This is a genomic window from Virgibacillus proomii (assembly GCF_900162615.1).
GTDB classification, from domain to species: domain Bacteria; phylum Bacillota; class Bacilli; order Bacillales; family Amphibacillaceae; genus Virgibacillus; species Virgibacillus proomii.
Genome location: NZ_FUFN01000010.1, coordinates 1,012,083 through 1,026,735, shown reverse-complemented (window position 1 = coordinate 1,026,735; position 14,653 = coordinate 1,012,083). Strand labels below are relative to the sequence as shown.

Annotated in this window: 11 protein-coding genes and 1 riboswitch; of the genes, 1 reads left to right on the top strand and 10 read right to left on the bottom strand. The window is 36.8% G+C overall.

What is annotated here, in order from left to right:
• Position 1: 1 nt before the first annotated feature.
• From BN1066_RS12500 to pruA, 9 genes are all read right to left on the bottom strand, one after another.
• Positions 2–1,252 (bottom strand): methyl-accepting chemotaxis protein, encoded by a 1,251-nt coding sequence (locus BN1066_RS12500; protein ID WP_077319822.1) that lies wholly within the window; start codon positions 1,250–1,252, stop codon positions 2–4.
• 12 nt (positions 1,253–1,264) lie between these two features.
• Positions 1,265–1,645, bottom strand: a complete 381-nt coding sequence (locus BN1066_RS12495; protein WP_077319821.1) for a hypothetical protein — start codon at positions 1,643–1,645, stop codon at positions 1,265–1,267.
• Positions 1,638–2,018 (bottom strand): carboxymuconolactone decarboxylase family protein, encoded by a 381-nt coding sequence (locus tag BN1066_RS12490; RefSeq protein ID WP_077319820.1) that lies wholly within the window; start codon positions 2,016–2,018, stop codon positions 1,638–1,640. The genes BN1066_RS12495 and BN1066_RS12490 overlap by 8 nt, the downstream gene beginning before the upstream one ends.
• A gap of 70 nt (positions 2,019–2,088) precedes the next feature.
• On the bottom strand, positions 2,089–3,735 hold the full coding sequence (locus tag BN1066_RS12485) for a thiamine pyrophosphate-binding protein (protein WP_077319819.1): 1,647 nt from the start codon (positions 3,733–3,735) through the stop codon (positions 2,089–2,091).
• A gap of 621 nt (positions 3,736–4,356) precedes the next feature.
• Positions 4,357–5,394, bottom strand: a complete 1,038-nt coding sequence (locus tag BN1066_RS12475) for a lactonase family protein (RefSeq protein WP_077319817.1) — start codon at positions 5,392–5,394, stop codon at positions 4,357–4,359.
• Positions 5,395–6,312: 918 nt separating this feature from the next.
• Entirely contained in the window at positions 6,313–7,677 is a 1,365-nt protein-coding gene (locus BN1066_RS12470; RefSeq protein WP_077319816.1) for an LLM class flavin-dependent oxidoreductase, read from the bottom strand.
• 249 nt (positions 7,678–7,926) lie between these two features.
• A riboswitch (SAM riboswitch) is annotated at positions 7,927–8,031 on the bottom strand.
• A 660-nt stretch (positions 8,032–8,691) separates the two neighbouring features.
• Entirely contained in the window at positions 8,692–9,666 is a 975-nt protein-coding gene (locus BN1066_RS12465; protein ID WP_077321458.1) for an ornithine cyclodeaminase family protein, read from the bottom strand.
• A 32-nt stretch (positions 9,667–9,698) separates the two neighbouring features.
• Entirely contained in the window at positions 9,699–10,622 is a 924-nt protein-coding gene (locus BN1066_RS12460) for a proline dehydrogenase family protein (protein ID WP_077319815.1), read from the bottom strand.
• A 372-nt stretch (positions 10,623–10,994) separates the two neighbouring features.
• A complete protein-coding gene (pruA, locus tag BN1066_RS12455; protein ID WP_077319814.1) occupies positions 10,995–12,542 on the bottom strand; it encodes an L-glutamate gamma-semialdehyde dehydrogenase in 1,548 nt (515 codons plus the stop codon).
• Positions 12,543–13,065: 523 nt separating this feature from the next.
• On the opposite strand from pruA, the gene BN1066_RS12450 reads away from it, so the two are divergent.
• The gene (locus BN1066_RS12450; RefSeq protein WP_077319813.1) at positions 13,066–13,611 is read left to right on the top strand and encodes a helix-turn-helix domain-containing protein; all 546 of its coding nucleotides are present in this window, start codon (positions 13,066–13,068) and stop codon (positions 13,609–13,611) included.
• Positions 13,612–13,808: 197 nt separating this feature from the next.
• On the opposite strand, the gene BN1066_RS12445 is transcribed toward BN1066_RS12450, so the two are convergent.
• Positions 13,809–14,354 (bottom strand): helix-turn-helix domain-containing protein, encoded by a 546-nt coding sequence (locus BN1066_RS12445; RefSeq protein ID WP_281250290.1) that lies wholly within the window; start codon positions 14,352–14,354, stop codon positions 13,809–13,811.
• Between the last annotated feature and the right edge of the window lie 299 nt (positions 14,355–14,653).

Here is a 14,653-nt window from a genome sequence, read left to right as displayed (position 1 = left end):
TTTAATCTACTACCTTATCATTAAGCTGATTGGCTATATCTGCAAGCAATGTAGCTGACGCTGATACTTCTTGCATCGAAGCATTTAATTCCTCGATAACAGCAACGATATTTTGCAAGTTGCCGCTTGATTCAACTGTAACATCAGATACATGATTAATAGAAGAAGAAACATCATTCATACTGTCTTTGACTTCATGCATTGCCGCTGATAAATCATGAATAAATTCATCGATTACGTCAACATCTTGGTAAATATCATTAAATACCTTTCCCATCTCTCCATTTCTTGAAACGCCTTGTTTAATTGATTTTCCACTTTCCTTAATAACATCTATCACTTCATTGGTGCCAGATTGAATTTCTTGAATGAGCTGTTGTGTTTTCGCAGTAGCATCATTTGTTTGTTCTGCAAGCTTACGAACTTCATCTGCAACTACCGAAAAACCTTTCCCGTGTTCTCCGGCACGAGCAGCCTCAATAGCAGCATTAAGCGAAAGTAAATTTGTTTGATTTGAAATATCCGTTATCAGTGACAATATTTCGCCAACCTGATTTGTTTTCTCATTTAATTCATTAACCACTTCAATCGAACGTTCTACTTGTTCACCAATCAGATCCATTTGTTTCGCTACATTAGCAACTACTTCATTCCCATTTTTTGCATTCGTTATCGCTGTTTTAGAAGTCTCTGCTACAAACTTGGTACTTTCATCAATTTCCGTTAAACTGAAAAATACTTGGGATGAAGATTCATTAATTGTTTGAATTGACTGTGCCTGAGCATCTGCTCCAGAAGCTAATTCCTGAATCGAAGCAGATATTTCTGCTGTTGCTTTACTCGTCTCTTCGGTTGTAGACATGAGCTGATTAGAAACTGTAGCTGTTTGCTCAGCCAACGCTAAAACTTCAGTACCATCTGTTTTATTATCTTGCTGAGCTACTGGAAGTTGATTCATGACCCATCGGTAGAGAGGATGGTTTGAAGAAGCCACTTCCAACTGGCTTGTGTCTACCCCTTCTTTATTTTTTAGAGGTGAAAACAAAAAATTTCCAAATAAGTATGCAAGAAACAGCGCTAATAGTATAATGATACCAATGAAAGACCATACAAAGATAGACTGTAAAGGAATGTCTAAGACAATAAATGTAAGAAATGTTAAAACAGGCAGTAAAACAATAACAAATGTGAAAAGTATTATATAAAGCAATAATATTTGTTGGATAGTTAAGGTTTTCGCTGTTTTTTTCATATTACTCCATCCTTAATCTATTTTAAATTCCGGAATACCCATAAATACCAAGGCTTCCTGCAAGTTCGTAAATGCTCTAATGGTATCATATGTTCCAGCACTTCTGGACAAGCGATTTAATTGCATTTTCAGTGCTACATTTGGTGCAACAGTAGCGTTTTTCTCGATATTACTGCTTACCCATTTCATTAATTCTCCCCACACTTCATTAACTTCCGGCTTAGCCACACCTTTAATGTTACTATTATCGTTGAGAAATTTTTTAATACCCGGTTGTTGTAAAGCACGTTTTGCTTCAGCAGCATGCTCCTTAGCTTCAGCTACAGTTTCAGCCATCTCAAAATAATTAAAATAAAGAACATCCTTATAAACTTTTATTTCATATTTAGCCATTCGTATTCTCCTTTTCTTCTACTACTGTTTTAAAAATATGCAAAGCATGAATCGCTTTAGGAAATCCTGCATAAGCACTACAATGATTGATTAATTCAAGAATTTCAGCCTTACTAACTCCAACTCGTAAAGCCGCATGAAAATGATACTGTAAGCCTCTCCCTGCATCGCCTTGTGTAATTAAAGACGCCAACGTTATAAGAGAACGCTGTTTTAAATCAAGATGATCATCTTGATAAACGTCACTATAACCGAATTCCAAAGCAAGTTTAGCTAAACGTGGTGAAAACCTTTCTACCTCTTTCATCGCTGCTATTCCTTTTGATCCAGCCAATTCTTCAATTTGCTTCCATCCTCGTTCCTGCTTATCCAATTTCTTCTCTCCCGTCTTAGTTTAAGTAATGCTTGATTACTAATTGAAAATCAGATCTTCAGAGAGTTTATTACCCTCGTTTTAATGTAGGCGGTACTTCCTCTTTTTCTACTATGATTTCAATTACCGCAGTTTGTGGATGCTTTAATGCCGTTTTTGTTGCAGCAATAACTTCTTCCATTGTCATACAACGATAACCAGTTGCACCTAATGATTCAGCAAATTTTGCTGCATTCATTTCGGTCGTATATCTTGTCCCTACTGACCTACCTAAGTTATAGAGCATTCCTTTATCTACCATATCAAGCATTCCATTATTAAAAACAAAGAAAATCATATGAGCTTGTTGATTCACGGCGGTAGATATTTCTGTTCCATGCATCATCATACAGCCATCACCTGTAAAGCTTACAATCGGCGTTTCTGGTTTAGCTATTTTCGCCCCAATTGCAAAATTAAGACCATGTCCCATTGCACCAAATACATCGTCAAAAAAGAATGTACCAGGATTCACAATATCAAAATGCTTAATTGCATGAAAAGTATGGCTCCCGTCATCTCCAAATACGATGGTTTCCTCTGGTAAGAGCCCTCTTAAGCATTTCATAACCGCTGCTGTAGATATTTTTTGATAATTAGCATGTTTAATTTGCTCGTTCTCTCTTTCTAGCATTTCTTTTTGCCAATATGTTTGAAGATCTGGTGCTTCTCGCTTGGAAAAATAATTTAAATTCAACTGATGAAGATTTACCTTCGCATCACCTTGAACAAATAAAGTTTCCACTGGAATTGATTTTCCAACAAAATCTGCAAATGGATCAAAATGAATGATTGTTTTTGGATAATGGTCTGGTTGCAAACCTGCTATCGACATATCACTTAACTTAGAGCCGATAACAACCATAACATCGACTCCTTCTTCCATATAAGCAGAAGCCGCTGCTGTACCGCCTAGTCCATATGCACCTAGTGACAGTCTATGTTTCGTAGGAAATGTGCCTTTACCTCCTGGCGTCGTCATGACTGGGATGTTCCATTTCTCAACAAACTCTAGTACCTGTCGATACGCCTTGGCTATGTGAACTCCTTTCCCTAACAATAAAACTGGTCGTTGTGCAGCATACAAAATTTGTGAAGCTTGTTCTAAATTTCCTGATACAGGAATATCGTTACTCCATTTAGAAGGTAAGGTGAATGACTCTGTCTTATCAATAAGCACATTGAGTGGAATAGACAAATGAACAGGTCCTTTTGCCCCAGTCAGCGCTTTTTCTAAAGCATGCTGTACATAATTTTTTAACAAGCTAGCATCTTCTACCTTTGCACTAAACAAAGTAACCGGACGAAACATTTCTGTTAAATCAGTACCGAACATACTCGAATCTTGTCCAACTGGTTTACCTACATCCGTCAATGGTGGATGACCAGTGATAAACAAAACCGGTGCGTGATAAGCCTTTGCTTGTGCCGCTGCCGTAATAAGATTAGTTCCGCCTGGGCCAGATGTACCAATAGCGATACTCAGACTATCATTTTGCATGGCATAACCTGTCGCCATATAACCAGCACCGCATTCATGGCGCGCTAAAACAAAGTCAATTCCCTGCTTTTCCATTTCCAAGATAAGTGGTACAATAGGCTTTCCCGGAACTCCAAATGCGAACTGACAGCCTTGTTCCCTAATCATTTCTACAATATGTGCTGCAACTGTTGCCATATCTTTAGTATCCCTCCTAGAAGAATTATTAACTTCAGCTTTCTTTATATCGGCATATGTCAGGTATCTTTTAACCAATTCTTCAAATTATTGGATTCAGCTTTGCTGTTTCACTTGAATTTGTGAAAAGCCGGGAAAATCCTTCCTATACACTGATGTGCACAGATAAAATAAAGCTCTCCAAGCTAGCGTTTTAAACATGATGTAATAGAACGATTTTTTGCTTTTATCTAGAAAACTTTTTTATTCCAAACCTTTTACATATACATGTATCAACTTAATCTATAGATCTAACATTTTTAACATGCAAAAAAGCAAACCTTTATCTACGAGAGATATTAGCTTGCTTTTCAGAGAGTATATTTCGTTGTACTTGCAATGTCTAATTCCATTATAAAATGAACCTTCATTCAGTAGGAGTTTTCTTCCATCTCCTACTGAATGTTAGTACCACAAGGGTATGACCTAAAGGCCCTTGAACGAATCGGGCATTTAGGTGCCGTTTTCTCCCACTTAGACCTTTTGTATCAACTCAAGGATCTTGAAGCGGGAGTCTTACGGCACCTTACATGCGGGATAAAAGACGAATTAGCTGGTTATTCTAATTACTTATGCAAAATATTAATTTAAAAATTTCACACAGACTACTTCCGGAACCTCTACCACAGAGTCTAACTGAGTTAGCTTACCTGTCTGTTGATTCCGTTCAAATAAAACTAAATTACCACTATGCTGATTAGCTGCAATAATGAAAGACTCTGTAGGATCTAACACAAAATCACGCGGCCATTCCCCGCCAGTAGCTGTAAACTCGATAAAGGAAAGCTTATCGGTTTTCTGATCAATTTGAAACAGTGCAATACTATTATGGCCACGATTTCCCGTGTATAAAAACTTCCCATCCGAAGAAATGTGAATAGCACTGGCATCGTTCGTTTCAGCAAAATCTGCTGGTTTGGCAAGAATCGTTTGTTTTTCAGAAAAACTTCCATTTTCCGTATCATAATCGAAAACAATCACTTCCGAGCTTAGTTCTGTGAGCACATATGCCGTTTTACCATTTGGGTGAAATTCAATATGACGTGGACCACTCCCCGATTTTACTTTTAGAGTTTTATGACGCACAAGTTTGTTGGTATCGATACGATACGTAACCAGTTCATCTGTTCCTAAATCACAGATAATGACATAGTTACGGTCTGGCGTAAATCCTGCATAATGAACATGCGATTTTTCTTGCCGTTCATGAGGACCACTACCTGTATGTTGTATAAAGGAATCTACTTCTAATGTTTCCTTAGCTGTGAAAGAGTATAGACCGACTTCTCCCTTATGATAATTACCGGTTACTAATTTATCTTGATGGAAAGATAAGTGACATGGAGGCTTTCCTTCCGTTAGTTGCTCGTCTAACTTAACCAATTCACCAGCTTCCCCATTAATCTTATAGGCTTGTACCCCACCTAATTCTCCATCTTGCCCAATAGAGAACAAATAACGATTATCCTCACTTATCGTTAAATACGTAGGACTTCCTACTTCAGCAACAGCTTTAACTGCTGTTAACTTTCGTGCTTTTGGATCGAGTGCAAACCGATAGATTCCTTTACTTATTTTTCGGGTATAGGTTCCAGCATAACCAATATAATTTTTTTTCATGATAATATCCTTCCTTTTGAAAGAAATGTATACATAAAGTCTAATTGTAAATCAATAAAAAGTAAACCTGAAACAAAAAGCAGACACGGAGTGCTCAAGCTGTACAATTTTTCTTTCGTGATATCTTCAAGTAGCTTTCCTTATCCTTGAAAAACCGTGATGTATTGCCATCGGAGCCCTTTTTGTTCTTGAAAAAACCGCGATGCTTATTCAAGTAGTCTCTCTAGTCCTGCAATGTAAAACACATTAAATAATAAAATAATCCCTGAACCAACTCGTAAAATATAACTATTATAGAAATCAACGAGCCAATCTGGAGGAGAAAGCGACTGTTGTTACTGATTGAGTTTTCTCACCTTTCTTACGACCATGATAACAACAATCGGTCCTCCTCCAATGATTACTTAAAAAAACTGGCTTGCCGCCAAATCTTTAACGAAAGCTGTAGTTTATCTTATACGATAAAGTGAAACTTCATTCAGTAGGAGTTTTCTTTCATCTCGTACTGAATGTTAGTACCATAAGGGTATAACCTAAAGGCCTTAAACGAATCGGGCATTTAGGTGCCGTTTTCTCCCACTTAGACCTTTTGTATCAACTCAAGATTTTTGAAGTGGGAGTCTTACGGCACCTTACATGCGGGATGATCATAAAAAAAGCCATAAATCACCAATCATACGACCATCCCGGATATCCTAAAAAGTAGCAGCACTTAAATAGGTTGCCGAAAAGGAAGATTCCAAGAATTATATGGGCCAAGACCACTTCCGATCACAAAATCACGGGTGTGCTTTGTTTTCTTTGCACTAACCAAGCCAAGAAATAAACATAACGGAAAGAAAAACAGTAAAACCAATCCAAATATAGGTTGTAATAGAACTCATCCATTCTCCCCTCCTCACTTATTAGAAGAACGTATTAAACGGTTAAACCGTTACGGGCAGGATGTTCATCCGATATATTTACGTGACCTTTTCCAAATAAATGTTCCCTTAAAGTAACTGCTTCATAGTTTCTTCTGAAAATACCCCGTTCTTGTAAGACGGGTACAACATAATCAACAAATTCAGAAAAAGTTCCAGGGGAGTAAAATTGCGCAATATTGAAGCCATCTATATCCCCTTCTGTTGCCCAAACTTGCATTTCATCAGCGATTTGTTCAGGTGTCCCAATAAATTTTACAGTACCATTACCAAGTCCATGATTTTTTACCGCCTCTTTTAGTGTCCATTTCTTATTTGGATCTTTTGTGTACATATCTAAATTACCTTGTACAGCATCTGTTTCCATATTTTCAATATATTGATCAGGGTCATATTGGGCGAAATCTATTCCTGTATGTCCCGACAATAAAGCTGCAGTTCCCTCATAACTGACGTGTTCTGTTAATTGCTGATACTTTCGGTACGCTTCTTCTTCCGTTCGACCAACAATTGGAAGTATCATTAAAAAAATCTTTATATTTTTTGGATTTCTACCTTTCTTTTTTGCTCGCGCTCGTAAATCAATGGTGTATTCTTTTACAGCTTTTAAGGAATGGTTTTTCGTAAATACTGCTTCCGCATGCGTAGCAGCAAAATCCCTTCCTTTTGGTGAGGCACCAGCTTGAAAAATAACCGGAGTTCGTTGCGGAGATGGCTCTACTAAATGCGGACCAGGAACATTGAAATATCTACCCTTGTGATTAATCAGATGCACTTTATTCGGATCAGCAAATTGATCATTGTTCTTGTCATAAACAACGGAATGTTCCTCCCAACTATGCTCCCAGAGCTTATACACCACTTCCAAAAATTCATCTGCTCGTTGATACCGAAGCTCTTTTGGTAAGCGGTCTTTAAGCCCAAGGTTTTTTGCTTCACTTTCCAAATATGAGGTCACGACATTCCAAGCAATCCTTCCATTGGTTAAGTGATCCAATGTAGAAAGCTGCCTTGCTAATGAATAAGGCTGTGCATAAGTAGTAGAAATAGTCGCAGCAAATCCTAAGTGCTTCGTCACAGCGGCCATAGCGGAAATGGGTACAAGCGGATCATGTGCCGGAAGCTGAACTGCATGCGTTGTTGCTGCACGATGGCTATTTTCATACGTGCTATACGTACCTAATACATCGGCAATAAATAGAGCATCAAATTTTCCTTTTTCTAATATTTTCGCTACTTCTGTCCAGTACGATAAAGTATTATGTTTCCTTCCTAAATCTTTGTCATGTTTCCATAGCCCAATAGAATGCGGTGATGGTGAGTTTTGAATAAACCCATTTAAATGAATTTGCTTTGTCATCTTTTAATCTCCTCCATAATTGATATTTTCCAAGGGAGCACCCTTCATTAACTTAAATTAAATTATCCACATCGTTTTAGTTGGTTTTATAGTACTATTTGGTTAAACCGTCTCGTTAATACTAGGATCTATTCAAGCAACCACTTCGTCGGATTAAAAATTAGACATAAAAATTTTTTGGCATTGAGTTGGCTTCTAACTAAAAATGCCCCTTCCGATGAGGAAGAGGCATACATAACCATACAACACTTCTCATCTTTCAAGCAAAAAGCTTGCTGGAATTAGCACCTTGTTACAAGTAACGGTTGCTGCGGGATCACAGGACCAGGTTCCTCCCCCGACTCGAGATAAGATAAAATTATTTATAAATAACATTTTCGGGTAATACTCCATTTTGATGATTCCATCCTATTGAGCTATCATTATTATATCAAAACTAATTACCATCTATATAATATACTGTTAACAATAAACTTAACTTTGAATTAATTTTAATCTAAAAACGAACCTCTTTTCTGCAGAATATGTTTATATACTGATATACAGCTGAGTTAGAGACAATTATGTGGAAGTTGAAAATAAGTTAAAAACTTAAAATAATTGTTTTATATCGATCCTGTACGATAATGTCAGAGTTTAGGAATAAGTCACCGAACCTCTTTATTAGGATTACTTTTTGTTTTTTCCTATATGACAAAATGACAAAATAAAATATACAATTAAAATGACAGCCCGTATAAAGGATAATTGAAACGTAAATGTTTCAAAATTAAAAAACCTATCCTTCTTGATTTGTCACATTGGAGCTAGAAGTTCGATTTAGGAAGTGTATCCGTTTAATTCTTTCTTTAATTTTTATGCGGATCACCAATTAAAATCGAGTGCCGCATTTCTCTGTACCAGATATTTTTTATTACTAAAACGCAAAAATAGATTTTCATTTTTTGCTGTTATAGAATATTACAACTAATAATACTTAAAACAAAATAATCTGTCAAGTCATATTTTTGTGAATTATATTTCAACTATTTGACCACAACTTAATAAAATTGCCTTTTTATAAATGCCTGTAGCGACGACTAAATCAAAATATGCGGACCCCACCGATTTAAAAAAGGTAATTTCATCATCAGAAGAACGAGATAATAATTCATAATCCATTAGTTCCCCTACTATATCCCAAAAGTTAAAATCGCTTTGCTTTTCAGCGTAAATTAATTCTCCTGCTTCTTCTTTTGCACTAGAAAGATCATCAACAACAATCTGAGTAGCACGTTTAATAGTTACAAGATCAACCTCTCTCATCGAAGGTAAAAATGAACCAATCCCATTTATATGCGTTCCTGGTTGAAGATCCTTTCCAGCAAATACAGGTTCATGCGATCGTGTACTGCATATTATAATATCAGCTACTTGCACTATTTCTTTCGAGCGATTAACGACTCTAACAGGTATATCTACTCCCGAAGCTAAAAGATTTGTTTTAAAGCGTACAGCTTTTTCCAATGTCCGATTATATAAAACTATTTTTTCAAGTTCTCGTACAGCAAGTACACCCATCACTTGTTCAAAAGCCATTGCCCCAGTACCAATTATACCTAGTATTTTGGCATTAGCACGTGCGAGTTTGTCTGTAGCAATCGCACTTAATGCCCCTGTGCGTAAACGCGTTAAATAAGAAGCATCCATCATACAAATATGCTCACCGGTTGCAGCATCTGTCAGTAAAAGGACGCCCTGCGTCGTTTTTTTACCTTGTTTAGGGTTTTCGGGGAAAATGCTCACGACTTTTATCGATGCAATATCTGATGATAGATCTGCACTTGGCATATACAAGCTGGAGGCTTGATATTTCGGTAGACTAATCACCGTACGATGGGGGTTTACTATCTTTCCAGACTTTTTTGCATCTAATCCTAGTTTTATATCTTTTATCGCATCACTTATCGAATAGTGAGCTTGAATTTCCGTTTTTGAAATAATTAACATGGAACGCTCCTTTTCTGGCATTCAAAAGTCATTCATTTTGATTTTTTTAAAACTCCTCTTAAAACAAACATAACATTGGCAGGACGCTCTGCTAAACGTCGCATATTATAGCCAAACCAATCTTCACCATAAGGCAGGTAGATTCTAACTTTGTAGCCTTCTTTTAATAATCTGTCCTGCAGGTCATTCCGAATCCCATAAAGCATTTGAAATTCGAATTGATCCCGTGATAGATGATAGGTTTGTTCTAGTTCCTTTGTATATTCGATTATTTCATCATCATGTGTTGCTATTGCCGTATAATTACCATACAATAAGTTTTGTTTGATTATTTTTTTGTAATTTTTATCGACATCGGCTTTATTAGGAAAAGCAACCTCCTCGGATTCTTTGTATGCTCCTTTAACTAAACGCAAATACGGTTTATATTTATTCAATGCCTCTAAATCTTTTTCTACTCGATATAAATAAGCTTGTAAAACCGTACCGACATTATCGAATTCCTGTTTTAAAGTAGTAAAAATATCTAACGTCTGCTCCAACCGCCCATAATCTTCCATATCCAGCGTTACAATCACTTGATGTTCTTTCGCCGTCTGCATTATATTGCGCATGTTTTCCATAACAAGCTCGTAAGAAATATCCATTCCTAATGATGTTAGCTTTAACGACAACTCTGCATTTAATTGTTGATGAGCAATGACCTGAATAGCACGGATACATTCCTGTGCTGACTGTCTAGCTTCCGTTTCATTATCGATAAATTCGCCTAAATGATCAACCGTTATAACAAAGCCCTTTTCATTCAATTCCTTTATTTTTTTGGCAGCTTCATGAATATTTACACCTGCTACAAAGCGAGATGCTCCAAATCGGAATCCATATTTTTTGGCTGCTTTTGTTAACGCTTTATTGTTTGATAAAAACAAAAAGAAATTTCGCATTAATTGTTCCATATTTATCTTCCCTCCCAACCATCTCGAAATTCTGTCTTAGACAGAACAAAATCCTAGAAGCGCTCGGTCAGCGACGTAACAAAGAAAACATATTACTAAAAACAGGGGGATGCCAACGCCTGAGCATCAAGCCCTCCTTTAGTCGGCCTTCCTTTAGATTCGAGACGATGTTGATTTATCATAGGAAGGAAATCCAAGTTTACTAGGCATTGAGCACGCAAGCTAGACGAAGCTACTTTTCAAAAAAGTTATCCATGAAGAAACGGATATCTTCTCCTAAACACGAAAATCGGTGTAGGAAATGAAATAAAAAAGGGCCCCCTATAGTTGATGTTGCCAACTATGGAGGGAAATACGAAGTCTCTATATTAGTTAAAACATTTCAGAAGTTGTTTTTCCTTGCATATGCTGAATTAAATAGTCTGGTCCACCGGCTTTTGAATCGGTTCCAGACATGTTAAAGCCGCCAAATGGCTGATAGCCTACGATTGCCGCTGTACAGCCTCGATTAAAGTATAGGTTTCCGACATGGAAATCTTCTCTTGCCTGTTCCACATGTTCACGATTATTTGTAATAACTGCACCGGTTAAACCATACTCCGTGTTATTAGCAATATCTATAGCCTCTGTGAAATCCTTTGCTTTAGTTAAAGCAACCACCGGTCCAAATATCTCCTCCTGCATTATTCGCGCTTTTGGATTTACATCAGCAAACACGGTTGGATGAATCATCCAGCCCTTACTATCATCACCGTCTCCACCGATTAATAACTCACCTTCTTGCTTACCAATTTCAATATAATCCATTATTTTATCGTATGCTGCTTGATCGATAACCGGACCCATAAAGTGTGTATTATCATGTGGATCGCCAACCGACAATTCATTTGTTAATTCAACGATGCGATTTTTAACTTCTTCATAAACATCCTCATGAATAACCACCCGTGAACATGCAGAACATTTTTGACCTGAAAAACCGAAAGCAGACTGAACAACGGATTGAGCAGCTAATTCCAGATCCGCTTCTTTATCAACGATAATCGTATCTTTTCCGCCCATTTCAATAATGGTGCGCTTTAACCAAATCTGTCCCTCTTGAACTTTAGCAGCACGTTCAAAGATACGGGTACCAACCTCACGAGAACCGGTAAAGCTTATAAAACGTGTACGCGGATGATCGACTAAATAATCACCAACCTCTTTTCCCGAACCAGGAATATAATTGATTACTCCTTTGGGAAGTCCTGCTTCTTCTAATACTTCCATAAATTTATAAGCAATAACCGGTGTTGCACTGGCAGGCTTAAGCAATACTGTATTTCCTGTAACCATAGCAGCAACAGTGGTGCCAGCCATAATAGCAAATAAAAAGTTCCATGGTGAAATAACGACACCAACGCCTAGTGGGATATAATGATATTGGTTATGCTCAATTGGACGGCTATTTATTTTTACTCCATCCTTCAACTTCAACATTTGCCTTCCGTAATACTCTAAGAAGTCAATTGCTTCAGCAGTATCTGCATCTGCTTCCTTCCATGGCTTACCGCCTTCCTTTATTAGGTGCGCAGTAAATTCGTACTTCCTTCGGCGAATAATTGCTGCTGCGCGAAATAGCAAATCTGCTCGGAATTTTGGATCCGATTTTCTCCAAGTGGTAAAAGTTTTATCCGCTACTTGTATTGCTTTTTCTGCTAATTCCTGATTCGCCTTAGAGACATAGCCAACTACCTCATTCTTATTAGCCGGATTTACAGATACGATTTTCTCTTCGGTTGTAACTCGTTCCCCGCCAATAATAAGTGGATATTCCTTACCAAGCTCTTTCTCCACTTTTTTAAGGGCAGAAAGCATTTTTTGCTTATTTTCTTCCACTGTAAAATCAGTAAATGGCTCATGTTTGTATGGTACTACCATGTAAAAACCCCCTTATTATAATTGAACACCCCAAAAAGGAAGCGTTTTCAATAAGATCAGCACTTTAACGATTCAAAGTTATACTGCATTATTTAATTACCACCATAATCCTTTTTCGATTATATTATTATTTGTTTTCTTCTCAATTGGAGTATATTGATATATATACTTAGAACGGTAATAATTTTTAAATTATTTTTCTTAAAATAATTTAAGTATTACTTAAATTGTGGTTAACTAAATTATAAGACAGTTTTTGCTTTTTCGTCAACTAATTGCTTAGAGGTTATTCAAAAAGGGATAAGAATGCCTAATGGAACTAACGGATTTTTCTTATGTTGTTTTTTCAACCCATATAATTTTTTGAGCAAAAAGTGTAAGCCTCGGGTTAGCGAAGTTTGCTAGTCGCTCGAGCGCTTACGCTGGACGACGAAGAAGGAATTGCAAAAAAGGATATGTGGCATGTAAAAACGGATCTCGTTTTCCAGACAGTCAAAAAACTACCCAGAAAGGAGAGGGATAAATGGAAACATCATGGAATCTTGGAGTAAGAATCAAACAGCTGCGCAAGCAAAAGAACTTAACATTAAAAAACATTTCCGAGAAAACGGGATTATCTATCAGTTTTTTATCCCAATTAGAACATTCTAAAACATCAGCTACTTTGGAGTCATTTAAAAAAATTTCCGATGCCTTAGAGGTTCACCCTAGCTATTTTTTTAATCAACCGAAATCTTCCCGCTCTGTCATTACGCGAAATATTGTAGATACATTGAATGCAACAGAAAATCGCTTTATTTATAAAAATTTATCTGGCAGGATGGAAAATCCAGCTTTTATTCCTAATCTTATAATTCTCGATCCTGACGCAAATCGCGGCAATAATTTTTCTCATAAAGGGCAGGAGTTTTTATACGTGTTAGAAGGAACATTAACGATTGAGGTAGACCATCAACTAGAAGTGTTACATCCACATGATTGTGTTTTCCTGGATTCATCCAAGCCACATTATTGGTATAACAGAACAGATAAACCGATTAAGTTTTTATGTATTTCTACAACAGAATAAGACCACACAGTACTGGTTGTGCGGTCTTATGTTACATGTAACAACGAGTTTTAGCGGAAGCGTAAAGGTAAACAATGGATATTAAATCAGATTTTATAATGAATATATAAAATTGGTATAGATAAAGAACAATCATCTGTTTGCTTTGGCTATGTCTCTCGTCTTCTAATATTACTACTTGAGACTAGATCACCCTTTTATAAATGGCTGTCAATAAAAACTGTTAGTACTTTAGCAGGCTCATTATCAACAGGAACAAACAGATGAGGTTTACCTCCTTTAAAATAAGCACTATCTCCTTTTTCCATATAGTGCTGCTTACCTTCATAGCGTAAATAAATTGCCCCTTCTAATATATAAATAAACTCATCCTGTGAATGCGTGTAAGCCTCATGTCTTATATTCATATCACGCGGTGTCACATGGACAATCGTTGGTTCAATCCCACTAAATCTAGAACGGTTCGCCAACAATTCATATGAATACCCCATATTGTCATCGCCTACCTTAAACTGACGCTTTGTATGGGAAAGGATGACTAGATCACGTTCTTCCTGATCATCAAGTACCCATGATAATGGAACATGTAATGCCTCACTAATCTTTGATAATGTGGCTATCGCTGAAGCAGTTTGTCCATTTTCAATCTTTGATAATAAACTTTTTGATATACCGCATTCATCTGCCACTTGCTGTTGTGTTTTTTTTGCTCGTAGACGCATTTGCTTAATTTTTGCTCCAATATTGTTCAGATTTATTGTTATTCTCCCCTTCCACTATAATAAATACCTAACTTCAACCAGAACCGAATACTTATTGTATCAGTTTTGCATACAATTAAATGCAAGAAGAAAATGTTTACTAGTGTTATGTAACTGATGCAAACAATCGACTAGTTGCACTTGTTCTTAAAACATTAAAGGTAAGTGCTCTTTATACAACTGGTAATTAAGAGAAAGAAGACAATGGATGGAATCAGTTGTTCATCGCTTCACCTGCATTTCATCCATGGCGGGTAGTACTTTCCCGCCCTCCCTCTATT

What these genes read in the sequence shown, in the direction of transcription:
- BN1066_RS12465 (WP_077321458.1), bottom strand. Translation starts at nt 9,666, where the DNA reads ATGTTAATTATTTCAAAAACGGAAATTCAAGCTCACTATTCGATAAGT.
- BN1066_RS12450 (WP_077319813.1), top strand. Translation starts at nt 13,066, where the DNA reads ATGGAAACATCATGGAATCTTGGAGTAAGAATCAAACAGCTGCGCAAG.
- BN1066_RS12485 (WP_077319819.1), bottom strand. Translation starts at nt 3,735, where the DNA reads ATGGCAACAGTTGCAGCACATATTGTAGAAATGATTAGGGAACAAGGC.
- BN1066_RS12470 (WP_077319816.1), bottom strand. Translation starts at nt 7,677, where the DNA reads ATGACAAAGCAAATTCATTTAAATGGGTTTATTCAAAACTCACCATCA.
- BN1066_RS12495 (WP_077319821.1), bottom strand. Translation starts at nt 1,645, where the DNA reads ATGGCTAAATATGAAATAAAAGTTTATAAGGATGTTCTTTATTTTAAT.
- pruA (WP_077319814.1), bottom strand. Translation starts at nt 12,542, where the DNA reads ATGGTAGTACCATACAAACATGAGCCATTTACTGATTTTACAGTGGAA.
- BN1066_RS12475 (WP_077319817.1), bottom strand. Translation starts at nt 5,394, where the DNA reads ATGAAAAAAAATTATATTGGTTATGCTGGAACCTATACCCGAAAAATA.
- BN1066_RS12460 (WP_077319815.1), bottom strand. Translation starts at nt 10,622, where the DNA reads ATGGAACAATTAATGCGAAATTTCTTTTTGTTTTTATCAAACAATAAA.
- BN1066_RS12500 (WP_077319822.1), bottom strand. Translation starts at nt 1,252, where the DNA reads ATGAAAAAAACAGCGAAAACCTTAACTATCCAACAAATATTATTGCTT.